Genomic DNA, 17,065 nt, shown 5'->3' on the forward strand with positions numbered 1-17,065 from the left:
GGGCGGTGGGCGGTGCGCGGTGCGCGGTGCGCGGTGAGCGGTGGGCGGTGAGCGGAGCGCCTTGGGCCGTGCGCCCTAGGCAGTGAGCGGTGGGCGGTGGGCGGTGCGCCGTGGGCTGGGCGCGCTTCAAATGCACAGGCGCTGAACCGCGGCGACAGCACCCGCCTGAGCCCAGCAAGCCCCCCAAGCGCCAGGCGAACGGCGCGCGCTACTGGGTGCCCGCACGAAATAAGCCGATGCATTGGGCGCTACAATCGCACGATGAACCAGCCGACCGAACCCACTATCGCCATCGACGTCTACCGCACGCGCCGCGAGCGCGTACTCGCCGCGCTGCGCGCAGCGGGCGGCGGCGTCGCCATCGTGCCGACCGCGCCCGAAGCATTGCGCAACCGGGACGCCGATTATCCGTACCGGCACGACAGCTACTTCTACTATCTGACAGGCTTCACCGAACCCGAGGCGCTGCTCGTGCTCGACGCCAGCGCGGCGCCCGGCGAACCCGCGTCGATCCTGTTCTGCCGCGAGAAAAACGTCGAGCGCGAAATCTGGGAAGGCTTTCGCTTCGGACCCGACGGCGCGCGCGTCGCTTTCGGGTTCGACGCTGCATTTCCGTTCGGCGAGATCGACGTGCATCTACCGCGGCTTCTCGCCGACAAGCCGTCGCTGCACTACGCGCTCGGCGCGTCGGACAAGCTCGACGGCCAGGTGCGCGGCTGGCTGGAGGCGGTGCGCATGCAGGGCCGCGGCGGCGTCGCGGCGCCCACGGCCGCGCACGATCTGGTGCCGTTGCTCGACGACATGCGCCTCCTCAAGGACGACCACGAGCTCGCCATCATGCGCCGCGCCGGGCAGATTTCGGCGCAAGCACACCGCCGCGCAATGGCCGCGTGCCGGCCCGGCGTGCGCGAGTATGAGCTCGAAGCGGAGCTGCTCTACACGTTCCGCAAATTCGGCGCACAGGCGCCCGCTTACACGTCGATCGTCGCGGCGGGCGCCAACGCGTGCGTGCTGCACTACCCGGCCGGCAACGCGATTGCCCAGGAAGGCGATCTGATTCTGATCGACGCGGCGTGCGAGCTGGACGGCTACGCGTCCGACATCACCCGCACTTTTCCCGCGAGCGGCCGCTTCACGGCGGCGCAGCGCGAGCTCTACGACATCGTGCTGGCCGCGCAGCAGGCGGCCGTCGCCGCAACGCGCGCCGGCGCCAGCTTCGATGACCCGCACCAGGCGGCTGTGCGCGTGCTGTCGCAAGGCTTGCTCGACACGGGCATCGTCGAGCGGACGAAGTTCGCTTCTGCCGACGACGTGATCGCCGAGCGCGCCTATGCGCCCTTCTATATGCACCGCACGGGCCACTGGCTCGGCATGGACGTGCACGACGTGGGCGACTACCGCGAGCGCGGCGCGCCGCGCGACGAAGCGGGCATGCTGCCGTGGCGCACGCTGCAGGCTTCGATGACGCTCACCATCGAGCCGGGCCTGTACATCCGTCCGGCGCAAGGCGTGCCCGAGCGCTACTGGAACATCGGCATCCGCATCGAAGACGACGCGATCGTCACGCCAACGGGCTGCGAGCTGATTACCCGCGACGTGCCGGTGGCCGCCGACGAAATCGAGGCGCTGATGCAGGACGCCCGCGCGGCTAACGAAACAAGGAAGTAATCCGCAATGAACGACGTTTCCCCGTCGACGGTCATCCTGAAGCCGCGTGCGCTGGAGCAGACCTTCGATTTCGACGTGACGATTGTCGGCGCCGGTCCGGTCGGACTCGCGCTTGCCGGTTGGCTCGCGCGGCGCAGCGTCACGCGCGAGCTGAAGATCGCGCTGATCGACGCCCGCGAGCCCGAGGATTCGATTGCGGACCCGCGCGCGATTGCCGTGTCGCACGGCAGCCGCATGATTCTCGAACCGCTGCGCTGGCCCGCCGACGCCACCGCGATCCAGCGCATCCACGTGTCGCAACGCGGACATTTCGGCCGCACGCTGATTGACCACAGCGAGCACGGCCTGCCCGCGCTCGGTTACGTGCTGCGCTATGGCTCGATCGTGCACGGCCTCGCCGAAGCGGTGCGCGCCACGCAGGTGCACTGGTTCCGTTCGACCTCCGCCGGCGTGCCGGTGCAGGAAGAAGACGGCGTGACGCTGCCGATCGAAACCGCGGGCGTCACGCGCCGGCTGCGCACGCGCATTCTGGTCAGTGCCGAAGGGGGTCTGTTCGGCGATCAGAAGGGTGACAGGCATGAGGGCCGGCACGGCGTAAAAGGCGGTGACGACGACGCGGCACACGGCCTTGCCGCCGATGCCGCGCATAGCCCTGCTATCGCGAAGGCCCAAACCGCAGAACGCGATATGCTCAACGCCCGAAGCGAAGAACTTCCAATCCCGAACGCCCGAACCGCCGACCGCGACTTCGGGCCGCATGCACGCGGCCAAACCGCGAATCACGATAACGACAAGCACGCCCGCCACCGCGACAGAACCGACACCCGCGACTACGGCCAGACGGCGCTGGTCGGCACCGTCAGCGTGTCGGCGCCGCAACCGCACGTCGCGTGGGAGCGCTTCACGCCGGAAGGCCCGATCGCCCTACTGCCGATGGGCGGCGTGCGCGGCGCCGACTACGCGCTTGTCTGGTGCTGCGCGCCTGAGGAAGCCGCGCGCCGCGCGCAACTTCCCGACGACGCATTCCTGCGCGAACTCGGCACTGCGTTCGGTACTCGCATGGGACGCTTCACGCAAATCAAGGGACGCGCGTCGTTTCCGCTCGGGCTCAACGCGATCGATACGCTGGTGAGAGGCCGCGTCGTCGCAATCGGCAACGCGGCGCAGACGCTGCATCCCGTTGCGGGCCAGGGCCTGAATCTCGGCTTGCGCGACGCGCACGCGCTCGTCGACGCGTTGTCGGCGGAAGGTCCGACGCCGCTCGCACTGGCCACCTTCGCGCAGCGCCGCGCACTCGACCGGCGCATGACGATTGGCGCCACCGACACGCTCGCGCGCCTGTTCACCGTCGACTTCGCACCGCTCGCCATCTTGCGCGGCCTTGCGCTGACCGCGCTGGAATTCGCGCCGCCGGTAAAAACCGCGCTGGCGCGGCAGATGATGTTCGGCCAACGCCGCTGAGCGCGGCGCGCTGTTCGGGCCATGCGGCCAGCGCGGCACATCGGGTGTGGCGCGGCCGGCCCGGCAACCGCCTGAGCCGCGGTAAAACGCAGTTGCCGGATCAGCTTTCGAGCCGAAGCAAAGCGCACCGCGCGAGCCGCCGCTCTCTATGGCGGCGGCCACTTTCATAGGCAATTTAACGACTTACGACGCCCGTCACCGAAGTGCGGGCCATCCGTTAACGCTAAAATAGCGGTTTTCCCTCGCATTTCGCGAACGCTCCGATTGACACTTCGTGCAATCGGCGCTGCGCGCGTCCACGTACGTCATGCCCACCATTGGCTCGCACAATCTGCGCAATAACCTGTTCGTCGCGCCCATGGCCGGCGTGACCGACCGTCCGTTCCGGCAGCTTTGCAAGCGGCTCGGCGCGGGGTATGCGGTGTCGGAAATGGTTGCGTCCAACGCGCAGTTGTGGAAGAGCGAGAAGACCATGCGCCGCGCAAACCACGCGGGCGAGGTGGAGCCAATCGCCGTGCAGATCGCCGGCGCCGACCCCGCAATGATGGCCGAAGCCGCCCGCTACAACGTGGCGAACGGCGCGCAGATCATCGACATCAATATGGGCTGCCCGGCCAAGAAGGTGTGCAACGTGGCGGCGGGCTCGGCCCTGTTGCAGAACGAGCCGCTCGTGCAGCGCATCGTCGAGGCGGTGGTGGGCGCAGTGGGCGTCGGTCCCGACGCCGTGCCGGTCACGCTCAAAATCCGCACCGGCTGGAATCGCGAGAACCGCAACGCGCTGAACGTCGCGCGGCTCGCCGAAGCCGCCGGCATTTCCATGCTCACCGTGCATGGCCGCACGCGGGCCGACCTGTACCACGGCGAGGCCGAATACGAGACCATCGCCGCCGTGAAGGCCGCCGTGCGTATTCCGGTGGTGGCCAACGGCGACATAACGTCGCCGGACAAGGCGCGCCACGTGTTGGCCGTGACCGGCGCGGACGCCATCATGATCGGCCGCGCGGCGCAGGGGCGCCCGTGGCTTTTCCGCGAAATCGAGCATTTCCTGCAGACGGGCGAGCTGCTGCCGCCGCCGCGCATCGACGAAATCCAGCAGGTCATGAACGAGCACCTGGAAGATCACTACGCGTTCTACGGGGAATTTACAGGCGTTCGCACTGCGCGCAAGCACATCGGCTGGTACACTCGCGGCCTTTCTGGCGCCAACGTGTTCCGGCATCGCATGAATACGCTCGACACCACGCGCGAACAACTCCTCGCCGTCAACGAATTTTTCGACGCACAGAAGGCGATCTCCGAGCGCCTCGTCTACGTCGACGAAACCGCTGGCAACCCCGTACCGGGCGCAAGCGGCGAGGACCACACCGACCGACTAGCAGCATGAGCAAGAACAATATCGAACAATCTGTCCGCGACAGCCTGGGCATTTACTTCCAGGACCTCGACGGCTCCAATCCGCACGACGTCTATGACATGGTGATTTCGTGCGTGGAAAAACCCCTGCTCGAAGTGGTGCTCGAGCAGGCCGGCGGCAATCAGTCGCTGGCCGCCGAGTATCTCGGCATCAACCGCAATACGCTGCGCAAGAAGCTGCAACAGCACGGCCTGTTGTAGCGCAGGTAGTTTTCTCGCGCCCTGCCACGTTTCCCTTCGGCTTTTCGTCTTCATCATGATCAAGCAAGCGCTCATCTCCGTTTCCGACAAGTCCGGCATCGTCGACTTCGCCAGGTCGCTGTCGGACCTCGGCGTCAAGATCCTGTCGACCGGCGGCACTGCGAAACTGCTCGCGGACGCGGGCCTCTCCGTCACAGAAGTTGCCGACTACACGGGCTTCCCGGAAATGCTGGACGGGCGCGTGAAAACGCTGCATCCGAAGGTGCACGGCGGCATTCTGGCGCGCCGCGACCTGCCGGAACACATGGCCGCGCTCGAAAAGCACGACATTCCGACCATCGACCTGCTCGTCGTGAACCTGTACCCATTCGTGCAGACGGTCTCGAAAGAAGAGTGCTCGCTTGAAGACGCTATCGAGAATATCGACATTGGCGGCCCGACCATGCTGCGCTCGGCCGCGAAGAATCATCGCGACGTGACCGTCGTGGTCGATCCGGCCGACTACGCGCTCGTGCTGGACGAAATGCGCGCGAGCAACAACAGCGTGTCGTACAAGACCAATTTCCGTCTCGCGACCAAGGTTTTCGCGCATACCGCGCAATACGACGGCGCGATCACGAACTACCTGACGAGCCTCACCGAGGAATTGCAGCACAGCTCGCGCAACACGTATCCGGCTACGTTCAACCTCGCCTTCAGCAAGGTGCAGGACTTGCGCTATGGCGAGAATCCGCATCAGAGCGCCGCGTTCTATCGCGATCTGTCGGTGCCGGCCGGCGCGCTCGCGAACTACAACCAGTTGCAGGGTAAGGAACTGTCGTACAACAACATCGCAGACTCCGACGCCGCATGGGAATGCGTGAAGACCTTCGACGTGCCTGCCTGCGTGATCGTCAAGCATGCGAATCCGTGTGGCGTGGCGGTGGGCGCCAACGCGAACGAAGCGTATTCGAAGGCGTTCCAGACCGACCCGACGTCGGCGTTCGGCGGCATCATCGCCTTCAATCGCGAAGTGGACGAAGCAGCGGCGCAAGCGGTGGCGAAGCAGTTTGTCGAAGTGCTGATCGCGCCGTCGTTCAGCAGCGAGGCGCGCCAGGTGTTCGCGGCCAAGCAGAACGTGCGGCTGCTGGAAATCGCATTGGGCGACGGCCATAACGCATTCGATCTGAAGCGCGTGGGCGGCGGCCTGCTGGTTCAATCGCTGGATTCGAAGAATGTGCAGCCGCGCGAACTGCGTGTGGTCACGAAGCGTCACCCCACGCCGAAGGAAATGGACGACCTGTTGTTCGCATGGCGCGTCGCGAAGTACGTGAAGTCGAACGCAATCGTGTTCTGTGCCAACGGCATGACGCTCGGCGTCGGCGCAGGCCAGATGAGCCGTGTGGACTCGGCGCGCATCGCGAGCATCAAGGCGCAGAATGCCGGCTTGACGCTGGCAGGCTCGGCCGTTGCGTCGGACGCGTTCTTCCCGTTCCGCGACGGCCTGGACGTGGTCGTGGCCGCGGGCGCGACTTGCGTGATCCAGCCAGGCGGCTCGATGCGCGACGACGAAGTGGTAAGCGCCGCGGATGAGCACAACATCGCGATGGTGCTGACGGGCGTGCGTCACTTCCGGCATTGAGTTTCGCTTGAGCGGGGGCTCGTTGTTGCAGCCGCTGTAAGAGACATTGGAACGGTCTGACGGGAATTTCCGTTGGGCCGTTTTGTTTTTGTGGGCGTTTTTTAGTGTTTGGGCGGTGTTTGGGCGGTGTCGAGCGACGGATGGGCGTCCGTTGGTCTGCGTTTCCTCTGCGTTTCCTCTGCGTTTCCTCTGCGTTTGCTCTGCGTTTGCTCTGCGTTTGCTCTGCGGTCGGCGGCGGTTGGGCGGCGGTTCGTCGGCGCTTGAGCAGAGCTCGCTCAGCGTCCGCTCGCGCTCGTCGCCGCTTTGTTGCCGCGTCGACGGACGCAAGCCCGCAGTACGTTCTCGCGGCGTCAATCCGGAGGGTCCTTGCGCTCGTAGCCGTCCCTCACTTCGGGATGCTGGCTGATGTAGGTGCCGAGGCCCTCGCCGCGCTTTGCGAGTCGCCTGAGCGCCGCGACATGTGTTTTGCCGACGCTCCTTTCCGTGTACCAGTACGTCGTGCCCGAGTGGAAGCGAGCCGCGACGAAGTTCTCGCCGATCTCATACGCGACGACGCCAGATTTCCCACTTCTGTTTCCATAGCGCTGCATTCGCAATCCCCTCCGGCTGACAGCCCCAGCAGTTTTTATTCCGCTCGCGCCGCGCTTTGCGGGCCGCCGGCCGGCGTGTCTGTTGTAGTATCGCAGGCACTTGGCCTTAACCGCATGTGCGGCATTTCATGAGAATTCTCGGTATCGACCCCGGCTTGCGCGTCACTGGCTTCGGCGTGATCGACCAGAGCGGACACACGCTCAGCTATGTGGCGAGCGGCGTCATCAAGACTGCCGACGCCGACCTGCCGTCGCGCCTCGGCACCATTTTCGACGGCATTTCGACACTGATCCGCCAGCACTCGCCGGATCAATCGGCGATCGAAAAAGTCTTCGTCAACGTCAACCCGCAGTCTACCTTGCTGCTCGGCCAGGCACGCGGCGCGGCAATTTGCGGCCTGGTTGCGGGCGGCGTGCCGGTTGCCGAATACACCGCTCTGCAACTGAAGCAGGCCGTGGTCGGCTACGGCCGCGCGACCAAGGAGCAGATGCAGCAGATGGTCGTGCGGCTGCTGAGCCTGTCCGGCGTGCCGGGCACGGACGCCGCCGACGCCCTCGGCATGGCGATTTGCCACGCGCACGGCGGCACGACTTTGAGCACGCTCGGCGGCATCGCGCCGTCGCTGGCGAAAAAGGGCTTGCGGGTCAGACGCGGGCGCCTCGTCGGATAATCGTTCGCGGCGTCTTCTCGCGAAGCGCCGCCACGCGCATCGGGCAATCGTTTTTTCACGCGATGCGTGCCCCTGCGATCGGCGGCGCGCACGCGCTGCGCTACACTCGCCCTTTCTCACAAGTTTGAACTCGCCATGATCGGTCGCATTGCCGGCGTTCTGCTGGAAAAAAACCCGCCGCATCTGCTCGTCGACTGCAACGGCGTCGGTTATGAAGTCGATGTGCCGATGAGCACGTTCTACAACCTGCCGTCCACCGGCGAGCGGGTCGTGCTGCTCACGCAAATGATCGTGCGCGAAGACGCGCATCTGCTGTACGGCTTCGGCACCGCCGAGGAACGTTCCACCTTCCGCGAGCTGCTGAAGATTTCCGGCATCGGAGCCCGCATGGCGCTTGCCGTGCTCTCCGGCATGAGCGTGCACGAACTCTCGCAGACGGTCACGCTGCAGGACGCCGCGCGCCTCACCCGCGTGCCCGGCATCGGCAAGAAGACGGCCGAGCGGCTGCTGCTCGAGCTCAAGGGCAAGCTCGGCGCGGACCTCGGTGCAATGGCCGGCGCCGTGTCGGCCTCCGACCACGCGTCCGACATTCTCAACGCGCTGCTCGCATTGGGCTACTCGGAGAAGGAAGCCCTCGCCGCGATCAAGAACGTGCCGGCTGGAACAGGCGTGTCGGACGGTATCAAGCTCGCGTTGAAGGCTTTGTCGAAGGCGTGAGCGTTGGGCGGGCGGGAGCCGTGAGCAATCTGCGCCACCAGCGCACCCTGGCCATTCGGCCGATTTCGCGCCGCGCCTCGCGCGGTACAATGACCGCATGATCGAAACCGACAAACTCGCCGCCGAGCGCATCATCGCGGCCACGCCCGTCTCGCCGAACGAGGAAGCGTTCGAACGCGCGTTGCGCCCGCGCCAGCTCGAAGAATATGTCGGGCAGGAGAAAGTGCGCGGCCAGCTGGAAATATTTATCGAGGCCGCCCGGCGGCGTTCGGAGTCGCTTGACCACGTATTGCTGTTCGGGCCGCCGGGATTGGGCAAGACCACGCTCGCGCACATTATTGCGCGCGAAATGGGCGTGAACCTGCGGCAAACTTCCGGGCCGGTGCTCGAGCGTGCCGGCGACCTTGCCGCGCTGCTGACCAATCTCGAAGCGAACGACGTGCTGTTCATCGACGAAATTCACCGGCTCTCGCCGGTCGTCGAGGAAATCCTGTACCCCGCGCTCGAGGATTATCAGATCGACATCATGATCGGCGAAGGACCGGCCGCGCGCAGCGTGAAGCTGGACCTGCAGCCGTTCACGCTGGTCGGCGCGACCACCCGCGCGGGCATGCTCACCAATCCGCTGCGCGATCGCTTCGGCATCGTCGCGCGGCTCGAGTTCTATAACGCCGAAGAGCTTGCGCGTATCGTCACGCGTTCAGCTTCGCTGCTGAATGCGCAGATTCATCCTGACGGCGCGTTTGAAATCGCGAGGCGCGCGCGCGGCACGCCGCGTATTGCCAACCGGCTGCTGCGGCGCGTGCGCGATTTCGCCGAAGTCAAGGCCGACGGCAACATCACCGCGCAGGTGGCGGACGCGGCGCTGCGCATGCTCGATGTCGACGCGGTCGGCTTCGACCTGATGGACCGCAAGCTGCTCGAAGCGATCCTGCACAAGTTCGACGGCGGACCTGTCGGCGTCGATAATCTGGCGGCCGCAATCGGCGAGGAGCGCGATACGATCGAAGATGTCCTTGAGCCGTACTTGATCCAGCAAGGCTTTCTGCAGCGCACGCCGCGCGGCCGCGTCGCCACGCTGCTCACATACCGGCACTTCGGGCTCGCGGCGCCGGACGCGTCGAGCTCTCTGCCGGGCCTGTGGGACTCGGCTGCGACATAAGCACGGCCTGACCACAACCGGCACGGCGTAGCGGGGCGGTGCAAAAAGTCTCGAACGAGACTAGATAGGCCCGCTGTCGCGGCAAACTTGCACAAGCGCTCAGTCGCAGGTTGCGCATGAACCGCCGATGCGCCGCGCGGCGCCCGGGCCCGCAGTGCGCCTGGTTTCAGCTGTGACCGGATGAGCGTAGTGAATCGCGTATCTGAGGGAGCGCACCGCCGCGTGAGCGCTGTGCGCTGTGCGCGAAGCAGATTCACGCACAGCAACGCGCAAAGCACAACGACGCAACGGCATTTCGCGCGTAACAAACCCGTCGCGATTAACGGCCCGCTTCCGGGACCTTCCTGAAGCTATCGTCGGCCCCCGGCACGTCGAGATGCGATACATCGCCCCACGAGACTATCGTCGCGCGGCCCTCGTCGAAATTCACCACGTTCACGCTCGTATTCAGCAACGCGTAGTCGCGCGGCGCATCGAGCGGCAAACCGCATGCGAAGCGGCGCACGCAGTCGAGCACGCCGCCATGCGCGACGCAGGCAATCCGGCCGCCGGGATGCGCGGCAACCAGCGGCTCGATTGCATGCAGTACACGGTGATAGAACGCGCGCTGCGACTCGCCCTCGGGCGGCGCGAAGCCAGGGTCGCGGGTCTGCCAATGCGCATGTTCATCCGGAAAACGCGCGGCGATTTCATCGCTGTCGTGGCCCTGGAATGCGCCGTAGGAGCGCTCGCGCAACCCCTCGCGCAATTGCACCGGCAAGCCAAGTGCATCCGCAACGGGCTGCGCGGTTTGCCGCGCGCGTTGCAGGTCGCTCGAATAGATCGCATCGAGCCGCGCGCCGCGCTTCGCTTCATCCGCGATACGGCGGGCAAGATGTTGCGCCTGCGCGAGGCCGACCTCCCCGAGCGGAATGTCGATATGCCCTTGAATGCGCTTGATGCGGTTCCAGTCGGTCTCGCCGTGCCGGATAAAGAGGATCTGCGTGGTCATGGGTCCAAGTGGCGCCGTTCGCCGGTGGTGCCGAGCCGCTATTGTCGCAAGAACCGCGCGCAACTCAGGCGTGGGTCTGCAGCCAGAAGGTGACGGGCCCGTCGTTGACGAGCGAAACCTGCATGTCGGCGCCGAATTCACCCGTTTCGACGATTGGATGTTTCGCGCGCGCCGCAGCGACGAAATAGTCGAAAAGGCGCTTGCCTTCGTCCGGCGGGGCGGCTGGCGTGAAGCTCGGCCGCAGGCCGCTGTTGGTGTCCGCAGCCAGCGTGAACTGCGAGACCAGCAGCAAGCCGCCCGCGCGGCCCGCGCCGTCCAGGTTCTGCACCGACAGGTTCATCTTGCCGGCGGCGTCGCTGAACACGCGGTAGCCGAGTACCTTGGCGAGCAGCCGGTCGGCCGCCGCTTCGGTGTCGCCGCGCTCGGCACACACGAGTGCGAGCAGGCCAGCGTCGATTGCGCCGGCCACGCGTTCGCTTTGCCCCTCCACGACGCGCACCTCGGCGCGCCGCACGCGCTGGATCAACGCGATCATCGTGCCGGCTCCGGCTTTGCAGTTCGTTGCATGGCTCGCAAGCTCAGGCTGTCAGCGAGACGCGCGCAAAGCGGCGCTTGCCCACCTGCACTACGTACTCGCCGGCCTCGACTTTCAGGCCCTTGTCGGACACAGTCGCGCCGTCGATCTTCACGCCACCCTGCTCGATATTGCGCAGCGCTTCGCTCGTCGACGGCACGAGGTTCGCCTGCTTGAGCAGTTGGCCAATGGCGAGCGGTGCGCCGGTGAGCGCGACTGCGGGGATATCGTCCGGCACGCCGCCCTTCGCGCGGTGGTTGAAGTCTTCGAGCGCACGCTCGGCATCGGCCTGCGAATGGAAGCGCGCCACGATTTCCTGGCCCAGCATGACCTTGAAATCGCGCGGATTGCGGCCGGCCTCGGCCTCCTTCCTGAACGCCGCGATTTCGTCCATCGGACGGAACGACAGCAGCTCGAAGTAGCGCCACATCAGCGTGTCGGAAATGCTCATCAGCTTGCCGAACATATCTGTCGGCTTTTCGCTGATGCCGATGTAGTTGTTCTTCGACTTCGACATCTTTTCGACGCCGTCGAGCCCTTCGAGTAGCGGCATGGTCAGAATGCACTGCTGTTCCTGGCCATATTGCTTCTGCAATTCGCGGCCGACCAGCAGGTTGAACTTCTGGTCGGTGCCGCCGAGTTCCAGGTCCGCATTGAGCGCGACGGAGTCATAGCCCTGCATGAGCGGGTACAGAAATTCGTGGATCGAAATGGGAACGCCGCTCTGGAAACGCTTGGTAAAGTCTTCGCGCTCGAGAATGCGCGCCACCGTGTAGCGCGACGCGAGCTTGATCATGCCGTCGGCGCCGAGCGGCATCGACCATTCGCTGTTGTAGCGGATTTCGGTCTTCTCGCGGTCGAGCACCAGCGCGGCCTGTTCGAAATACGTCTTTGCGTTCGATTCAATCTGTTCGCGCGTGAGCGGCGGGCGCGTGGCATTACGGCCCGACGGGTCGCCGATCAGCGAGGTGAAATCGCCGATCAGGAAAATCACCGTATGCCCCAGATCCTGCAACTGGCGCATCTTGTTCAGCACGACCGTGTGGCCGATGTGAATGTCGGGCGCGGTCGGATCAAGCCCGAGCTTGATGCGCAGCGGCGTGCCCGTTGCCGCGCTTTTCGCGAGTTTTTGCGCGAATTCGTCCTCGATCAGCAATTCGTCGACTCCCCGCTTGGTGACGGCGAGCGCGTGACGGACTTCGTCGGTGATCGGAAAGGCGGGGGCGGGGTTCGGCTTGTTGGACTCGGTGCTCATACTGGAAACGTGAAGTCGCGAAAAAAACAGATTGTCCCATAGATGCGCTCCGCCGCGCCCTCCAAAGCCGTGGCGAGCGCGGGCGGGCGAGGAGAAATCCGCAGCCGGCCACGCGCGCATGCAAGGCGGGTGCTTCATATTGAACCGCGCTTGCGTCGATAATCTGCTACAACCTTGGCAGACAGGCGATCAGGACGCAGCAGTGAACCCGCAACGAAAAACCATCGACAGGAGCAGCAACGTGGCGCAAGACTCGGCAGACGGCGTCTACTTTGGCTTGATGTCCGGCACCAGCATGGACGGCGTGGACGGAGTAGCCGTACGCTTCGCCGAGGGTGAGCCGCCCGTGGTGCTGGCTGAGGCGTTCGTCGGTTTCGCGGCGGGCTTGCGCGAGGCGCTGTTCGCGCTCCAACAGCCCGGCGAGAATGAAATTGAACGCGAGGCGCTGGCCGCCAACGCGCTCGCCACGCGGTATACGGTGTGCTGCCACGAACTGCTGCGCGAGTGCCACGTCCCTGCCGCCGAAGTGCGCGCGATTGGCGTGCACGGACAGACGGTGCGGCACCGGCCGGAAAAAGGCTATACGCGGCAGATCAACAATCCCGCGCTGCTCGCCGAAATGATGCATATCGACGTGGTCGCCGATTTCCGCAGCCGCGACGTCGCGGCGGGCGGCCAGGGCGCGCCGCTCGTTCCGGCGTTTCACGCAACCGTGTTCGGCGCGAAAGACGAGACGCGCGTGGTCTGCAACCTTGGCGGCATCAGCAACATTACGATTCTGCATGCGACCGGCAACGTGCGCGGCTTCGATTGCGGCCCGGCGAACGCGCTCCTCGACGAATGGGCGCAACGCAACCTCGGCAAACCGTTCGACGAAAACGGGCACTTTGCGGCCGGCGGCCAGGTGGACCGCTCGCTCTTGAACGCGTTGCTCGACGAGCCGTACTTTTCGCAGCAACCGCCCAAAAGTACGGGGCGCGATCTGTTCAACGCCGAATGGCTGGACGCGAAGCTAAAGCCGTTTGTCTCAATCGCGCCCGCCGACGTCCAGGCAACGCTCGTCGCGTTGACTGCTGTGACGATTGCGCGGGAAATCGAGCGACATGCGTCGGACGCGAAAGCAGTCTACGTGTGCGGGGGAGGCGCACGTAACCCTGAGGTGATGAAGGCCCTGCAACAGGCGCTGGAAGACAGCGGCGTACGCGGCGTGCCCGTCATGACCACCGACGCGCTCGGCGTGCCGCCAAGCCAGGTCGAGCCGCTTGCGTTCGCGTGGCTTGCCATGCGCTGCGTCGCGCGCCTGCCGGGCAGTTTGTCGGCGGTCACGGGCGCCAGCGCGCCGCGGGTGCTTGGCGCGATTTACCCGCGCTGACGGCTGCGCCTCGGCGTTTGCGCGTTGGCGGGCGCACATGGGCGTTTCATTCGAGGCGAATGCGGGCCGCGCTTCGCCGTGCGCGGCAGGCAACAAAAACGGGGCCGTAGCCCCGTTTCTGGCAATGTACTGCCTGAGCGGCTTTTAAACCGAGAACGACGAACCGCAACCGCAAGTCGTGGTTGCGTTCGGATTCTTGATGACGAATTGGGCGCCGTTAATGTCGTCCTTGTAGTCGATCTCAGCGCCGACCAGATATTGGTAGCTCATCGAGTCGATCAACAATTGCACGCCGCTCTTGTTCATGACGGTGTCGTCTTCGTTCACGGCTTCGTCGAACGTAAAACCATATTGAAAGCCCGAGCAGCCGCCGCCCTGCACGAAAACGCGCAGTTTCAGGTCCGCATTGCCTTCTTCTTCGATCAGTTGCTTGACCTTGTCAGCCGCTGCGTCGGTAAAAACGAAGGGGGCCGGCATCTCGGTCACGGGTGTTTCGGTGACTGCGTTCATTCGAACTCTCCAGAAAGCTTCTAACCGCTATTGTAGGGCTGATCTCGATATCGTGCCGAAGCCCACAAAATCAATGGGTTCTTACAGAAATCCGGTTTGACGGCCGGCGCGCGCGTGCGTTCGGGCGGCGGGTCGTAAAAAGCGGCGCGCCGTGGCGTCGGATTCGCAGCCTGGAAGGAGTACGGCCACGCAAACGCAGACGGCCGGAAACTGCCGCGCCGGGAAGCCGGATCGCCGTTGCTATCTGGCTATTCCCGCAAGGAATAAAAAAAGCCGCCTTCGCGACAGCGTTGGCGGCTTTTGCTGCGTTCCGGCCAGGGGCCGGTTCGCACCCGAAACGAATTAACGCTTCGAGAATTGCTTGCGGCGACGTGCCTTGTGGAAACCGACCTTCTTACGTTCCACTTCACGCGCGTCACGCGTAACGAAACCAGCCTTCGACAGTTCCGGCTTCAGCGTTGCGTCGTAGTCCATCAGCGCGCGGGTGATGCCGTGGCGAACCGCACCGGCTTGACCCGTTTCACCGCCACCCGTCACGTTGACCTTGATGTCGAACGTGGCAGCGTGGTTCGTGAGTTCCAGCGGCTGACGCACGATCATCAGCGACGTTTCGCGCGAGAAGTAATCGGCGATAGGCTTGCCGTTCACAACGATGTCGCCCTTGCCTGCCTTGATAAACACGCGTGCGACGGCGCTCTTGCGGCGGCCCGTGCCGTAATTCCAGTTACCGATCATGTGGGCTCCCCTTAGATCTCGAGCGCCTTCGGCTGTTGCGCCGAATGCGGATGCGTTGCGTCAGCGTAGACCTTCAGCTTCTTGATCATCGCGTAGCCGAGCGGGCCCTTCGGCAGCATGCCTTTGACCGCCTTCTCGAGCGCGCGGCCCGGGAAGCGTTCCTGCATCTTGCCGAACGTCGTTTCGTAGATACCGCCCGGGTAGCCCGAGTGACGGTAGTACTTCTTGTCAGTGCTCTTGTTGCCCGTGACCTTCAGCTTGCCGGCGTTGATAACGATGATGAAATCACCGGTGTCGACGTGCGGAGTGAATTCAGGCTTGTGCTTGCCGCGAAGACGGTGTGCCACTTCGCTGGCGACACGCCCGAGAACCTTATCCGTCGCGTCAATCACGTACCATTCGCGCGCCACCTCATGGGCTTTTGCGGAAAACGTCTTCATGATCGATCCAAAAAAATTGCTGCGCCCAATGTGTTTTTTCCTGCTTGTAGTGTGCGCATCGAGGCGCGTGCAGGCTCTCCCTGTTCTTCCTCCGCGGGCGCGGATGCGGAAAAGCCCTGAATTATAAAGGAATTTGCAACGCCAAGTCAAAATGTACGGGACTCGGCGCAAAAGACGCCTGGAGCGCGCCTCGCGGCGGCGCGCAACCAATGTGGAAATTGGGCGAAAAAAAACCCGAACAAGTGGTTCGGGTTTAATCCACCAAAGGAGGAGGTGGAGGAGACAGCGTAGGTTGCGCACTGCTGCAACCGATGGGGCAATTATATGAAGCATCCTTGTGCAACGCAAGAACATTTGCATCGCGAAATTCAATTTCATAATGCGGACTAGCGAGCGCAAACGGAATGTCGCTCTGTATTGCCGCAAAATCAAGGTATCTGGCGCGAGGTGAGCACGATGGGGCGACCGCAGCTAGAGTAAAACCCCTAAATCGCGCCCTTCGCGCCCGCACCGGCCGGACATGCCGCGCTGCAACAAGCAAGCCACGATTGCGCATAATTTCGCTCCCAAGTCGCCCCGGGCGCACACGGAGAGGCCGGGCTACAATGCCGTCTCGATATAGCGAAGCGCGGTGGAGTACAGCATGGAATGCAAAGTAAGCTGGATGGGACAGGACGGAATGGCGTTCGCGGCCGAAACCGGCAGCGGCCACCTGGTCGCGATGGACGGCGCGCCCGAAGGCGGCGGCCGCAATCTCGCGCCGCGTCCCATGGAAATGGTCCTGCTCGGCACAGGCGGCTGCACCGCCTACGACGTCGTCATGATCCTTAAGAAAAGCCGCCAGGAAATTGCCGGCTGCTCGGTCACGCTGAAGGCCGAGCGCGCCAGCGAAGACCCGAAGGTGTTCACGAAAATTCACTTCCACTTCACGGTGACCGGCAAGAACCTGAACCCGGCAACCGTGGAACGCGCAATCAACCTGTCGCACGACAAATATTGCTCGGCGTCGATCATGATCGCGAAGACGGCGGAACTGACCCACTCGTTCGACATCGTGGCGAATTGAGCGCCGCGCACCGGCACTGAGCGTAGCGGTCTGCAAGGCGCCGCCTTAAAGCCGAGGTGCCGAGAGCTTTCCAGCCGCACCAATAAGAATGCCGGCGTCTTTTCGGACGCCGGCATTTTTCTGGAAGGTGGCAAAGCAGGCCGATAAGCCGGATTCTGTGCACGCGCAACGTCCGAAAACGCGACGCGCGTGGCAGCCATTCCTCTAGGCGCGCCATTACTGACGCGCTCAAGCTTCCTACCCGCAGACGAGACGGGGGCCCCGCCCTGCATCTCGAAGATGCGCGCCTGCCTACTTGGAATTGCTCCGGGTGGAGGTTACCGTGCCGGTCTGCCTTGCAGCAGCCGCGGTGCGCTCTTACCGCACCGTTTCACCCTTACCTGATCCCGGCTTGCGCCGGGCCATCGGCGGTTTGCTTTCTGTTGCCCTGTTCCGCGTGTCGCCACGGATGGCCGTTAGCCATCACCCTGCCCTGTGGAGTCCGGACTTTCCTCGCCCTCGTTAGCTTCAACTCGTGAAACCGCCGAGGCCGCGACTGCCTGGCCTGCTTTGCTGGCGCCGATTCTAGCATCTGCGCGCCGGCCCGCGCGGAACACCGACTTGTCATCGTAGAAAGCG

The 17,065-nt window shown here is 64.4% G+C and carries 17 protein-coding genes and 1 other RNA gene; 10 read left to right on the top strand and 8 right to left on the bottom strand.

All coding sequences use genetic code 11. The annotated features are described in order from the left end of the window. Positions 1–261: 261 nt before the first annotated feature. The 5 genes from F757_RS0128010 (at position 262) to purH (ending at position 6,364) form a co-directional block, all read left to right on the top strand. Complete coding sequence (locus F757_RS0128010; RefSeq protein ID WP_027214275.1) at positions 262–1,668, top strand: aminopeptidase P N-terminal domain-containing protein; 1,407 nt, start codon at positions 262–264, stop codon at positions 1,666–1,668. Between the two features lie 6 nt (positions 1,669–1,674). Further along, on the top strand, positions 1,675–3,129 hold the full coding sequence (locus tag F757_RS0128015) for a UbiH/UbiF/VisC/COQ6 family ubiquinone biosynthesis hydroxylase (protein WP_027214276.1): 1,455 nt from the start codon (positions 1,675–1,677) through the stop codon (positions 3,127–3,129). Between the two features lie 307 nt (positions 3,130–3,436). Then, positions 3,437–4,513, top strand: coding sequence for a tRNA dihydrouridine synthase DusB (gene dusB, locus F757_RS0128020; RefSeq protein ID WP_027214277.1), 1,077 nt, complete (start codon positions 3,437–3,439; stop codon positions 4,511–4,513). Beyond that, positions 4,510–4,743, top strand: coding sequence for a Fis family transcriptional regulator (locus tag F757_RS0128025; protein ID WP_006049915.1), 234 nt, complete (start codon positions 4,510–4,512; stop codon positions 4,741–4,743). Before dusB ends, F757_RS0128025 begins: the two co-directional genes overlap by 4 nt. 55 nt (positions 4,744–4,798) lie before the next feature. Beyond that, positions 4,799–6,364 (top strand): bifunctional phosphoribosylaminoimidazolecarboxamide formyltransferase/IMP cyclohydrolase, encoded by a 1,566-nt coding sequence (gene purH / locus F757_RS0128030; protein WP_027214278.1) that lies wholly within the window; start codon positions 4,799–4,801, stop codon positions 6,362–6,364. Positions 6,365–6,714: 350 nt separating this feature from the next. Here the strand turns inward: purH and F757_RS0128035 are convergent, their stop codons facing one another. Further along, entirely contained in the window at positions 6,715–6,954 is a 240-nt protein-coding gene (locus F757_RS0128035) for a hypothetical protein (protein ID WP_027214279.1), read from the bottom strand. A gap of 128 nt (positions 6,955–7,082) precedes the next feature. Between F757_RS0128035 and ruvC the strand changes: the two genes are divergently transcribed. The 3 genes from ruvC (at position 7,083) to ruvB (ending at position 9,504) form a co-directional block, all read left to right on the top strand. After that, complete coding sequence (gene ruvC, locus F757_RS0128040; RefSeq protein WP_027214280.1) at positions 7,083–7,625, top strand: crossover junction endodeoxyribonuclease RuvC; 543 nt, start codon at positions 7,083–7,085, stop codon at positions 7,623–7,625. Between the two features lie 135 nt (positions 7,626–7,760). Further along, entirely contained in the window at positions 7,761–8,342 is a 582-nt protein-coding gene (gene ruvA / locus F757_RS0128045; protein WP_013340457.1) for a Holliday junction branch migration protein RuvA, read from the top strand. 97 nt (positions 8,343–8,439) lie between these two features. Then, positions 8,440–9,504: a Holliday junction branch migration DNA helicase RuvB gene (gene ruvB, locus F757_RS0128050; protein ID WP_027214281.1), complete on the top strand. Its 1,065-nt coding sequence runs from the start codon at positions 8,440–8,442 to the stop codon at positions 9,502–9,504. 319 nt (positions 9,505–9,823) lie between these two features. Here ruvB and F757_RS0128055 read toward each other — a convergent pair whose 3' ends face one another. The 3 genes from F757_RS0128055 to tyrS form a co-directional block, all read right to left on the bottom strand. Further along, positions 9,824–10,495, bottom strand: a complete 672-nt coding sequence (locus tag F757_RS0128055) for a histidine phosphatase family protein (RefSeq protein WP_027214282.1) — start codon at positions 10,493–10,495, stop codon at positions 9,824–9,826. 64 nt (positions 10,496–10,559) lie between these two features. Further along, positions 10,560–11,030, bottom strand: coding sequence for a D-aminoacyl-tRNA deacylase (gene dtd / locus F757_RS0128060; protein ID WP_027214283.1), 471 nt, complete (start codon positions 11,028–11,030; stop codon positions 10,560–10,562). 43 nt (positions 11,031–11,073) lie between these two features. Continuing rightward, on the bottom strand, positions 11,074–12,324 hold the full coding sequence (gene tyrS, locus F757_RS0128065) for a tyrosine--tRNA ligase (protein WP_027214284.1): 1,251 nt from the start codon (positions 12,322–12,324) through the stop codon (positions 11,074–11,076). Positions 12,325–12,565: 241 nt separating this feature from the next. On the opposite strand from tyrS, the gene F757_RS0128070 reads away from it, so the two are divergent. Further along, positions 12,566–13,696 carry an anhydro-N-acetylmuramic acid kinase gene (locus F757_RS0128070; RefSeq protein ID WP_027214285.1) on the top strand — a complete coding sequence of 377 codons (1,131 nt, stop codon included), beginning with the start codon at positions 12,566–12,568 and terminating at the stop codon, positions 13,694–13,696. A gap of 144 nt (positions 13,697–13,840) precedes the next feature. Here F757_RS0128070 and erpA read toward each other — a convergent pair whose 3' ends face one another. From erpA to rplM, 3 genes are all read right to left on the bottom strand, one after another. Next, on the bottom strand, positions 13,841–14,206 hold the full coding sequence (gene erpA, locus F757_RS0128080) for an iron-sulfur cluster insertion protein ErpA (RefSeq protein WP_013340463.1): 366 nt from the start codon (positions 14,204–14,206) through the stop codon (positions 13,841–13,843). Between the two features lie 342 nt (positions 14,207–14,548). Continuing rightward, a complete protein-coding gene (gene rpsI / locus F757_RS0128085; RefSeq protein ID WP_013340464.1) occupies positions 14,549–14,941 on the bottom strand; it encodes a 30S ribosomal protein S9 in 393 nt (130 codons plus the stop codon). A gap of 11 nt (positions 14,942–14,952) precedes the next feature. Beyond that, a complete protein-coding gene (rplM, locus tag F757_RS0128090; protein WP_027214286.1) occupies positions 14,953–15,381 on the bottom strand; it encodes a 50S ribosomal protein L13 in 429 nt (142 codons plus the stop codon). Between the two features lie 643 nt (positions 15,382–16,024). Here rplM and F757_RS0128095 point away from each other — a divergent pair. Next, positions 16,025–16,447, top strand: coding sequence for an OsmC family protein (locus F757_RS0128095; protein ID WP_025602559.1), 423 nt, complete (start codon positions 16,025–16,027; stop codon positions 16,445–16,447). Between the two features lie 128 nt (positions 16,448–16,575). On the opposite strand, the gene rnpB is transcribed toward F757_RS0128095, so the two are convergent. Continuing rightward, an RNA gene (gene rnpB / locus F757_RS34745) (RNase P RNA component class A) lies at positions 16,576–16,998 on the bottom strand. Positions 16,999–17,065: the final 67 nt, after the last annotated feature.

This window comes from Burkholderia sp. WSM2232 (genome assembly GCF_000472545.1).
Classification (GTDB): domain Bacteria; phylum Pseudomonadota; class Gammaproteobacteria; order Burkholderiales; family Burkholderiaceae; genus Paraburkholderia.

Bases quoted from the DNA above. Each gene is read 5' to 3' on its own strand.
- ruvA (WP_013340457.1), top strand. From the start codon at position 7,761: ATGATCGGTCGCATTGCCGGCGTTCTGCTGGAAAAAAACCCGCCGCAT.
- F757_RS0128010 (WP_027214275.1), top strand. From the start codon at position 262: ATGAACCAGCCGACCGAACCCACTATCGCCATCGACGTCTACCGCACG.
- F757_RS0128055 (WP_027214282.1), bottom strand. From the start codon at position 10,495: ATGACCACGCAGATCCTCTTTATCCGGCACGGCGAGACCGACTGGAAC.
- purH (WP_027214278.1), top strand. From the start codon at position 4,799: ATGATCAAGCAAGCGCTCATCTCCGTTTCCGACAAGTCCGGCATCGTC.
- F757_RS0128025 (WP_006049915.1), top strand. From the start codon at position 4,510: ATGAGCAAGAACAATATCGAACAATCTGTCCGCGACAGCCTGGGCATT.
- ruvB (WP_027214281.1), top strand. From the start codon at position 8,440: ATGATCGAAACCGACAAACTCGCCGCCGAGCGCATCATCGCGGCCACG.
- F757_RS0128095 (WP_025602559.1), top strand. From the start codon at position 16,025: ATGGAATGCAAAGTAAGCTGGATGGGACAGGACGGAATGGCGTTCGCG.
- rplM (WP_027214286.1), bottom strand. From the start codon at position 15,381: ATGAAGACGTTTTCCGCAAAAGCCCATGAGGTGGCGCGCGAATGGTAC.
- rpsI (WP_013340464.1), bottom strand. From the start codon at position 14,941: ATGATCGGTAACTGGAATTACGGCACGGGCCGCCGCAAGAGCGCCGTC.
- F757_RS0128015 (WP_027214276.1), top strand. From the start codon at position 1,675: ATGAACGACGTTTCCCCGTCGACGGTCATCCTGAAGCCGCGTGCGCTG.
- dtd (WP_027214283.1), bottom strand. From the start codon at position 11,030: ATGATCGCGTTGATCCAGCGCGTGCGGCGCGCCGAGGTGCGCGTCGTG.
- erpA (WP_013340463.1), bottom strand. From the start codon at position 14,206: ATGAACGCAGTCACCGAAACACCCGTGACCGAGATGCCGGCCCCCTTC.
- ruvC (WP_027214280.1), top strand. From the start codon at position 7,083: ATGAGAATTCTCGGTATCGACCCCGGCTTGCGCGTCACTGGCTTCGGC.
- F757_RS0128035 (WP_027214279.1), bottom strand. From the start codon at position 6,954: ATGCAGCGCTATGGAAACAGAAGTGGGAAATCTGGCGTCGTCGCGTAT.
- tyrS (WP_027214284.1), bottom strand. From the start codon at position 12,324: ATGAGCACCGAGTCCAACAAGCCGAACCCCGCCCCCGCCTTTCCGATC.
- dusB (WP_027214277.1), top strand. From the start codon at position 3,437: ATGCCCACCATTGGCTCGCACAATCTGCGCAATAACCTGTTCGTCGCG.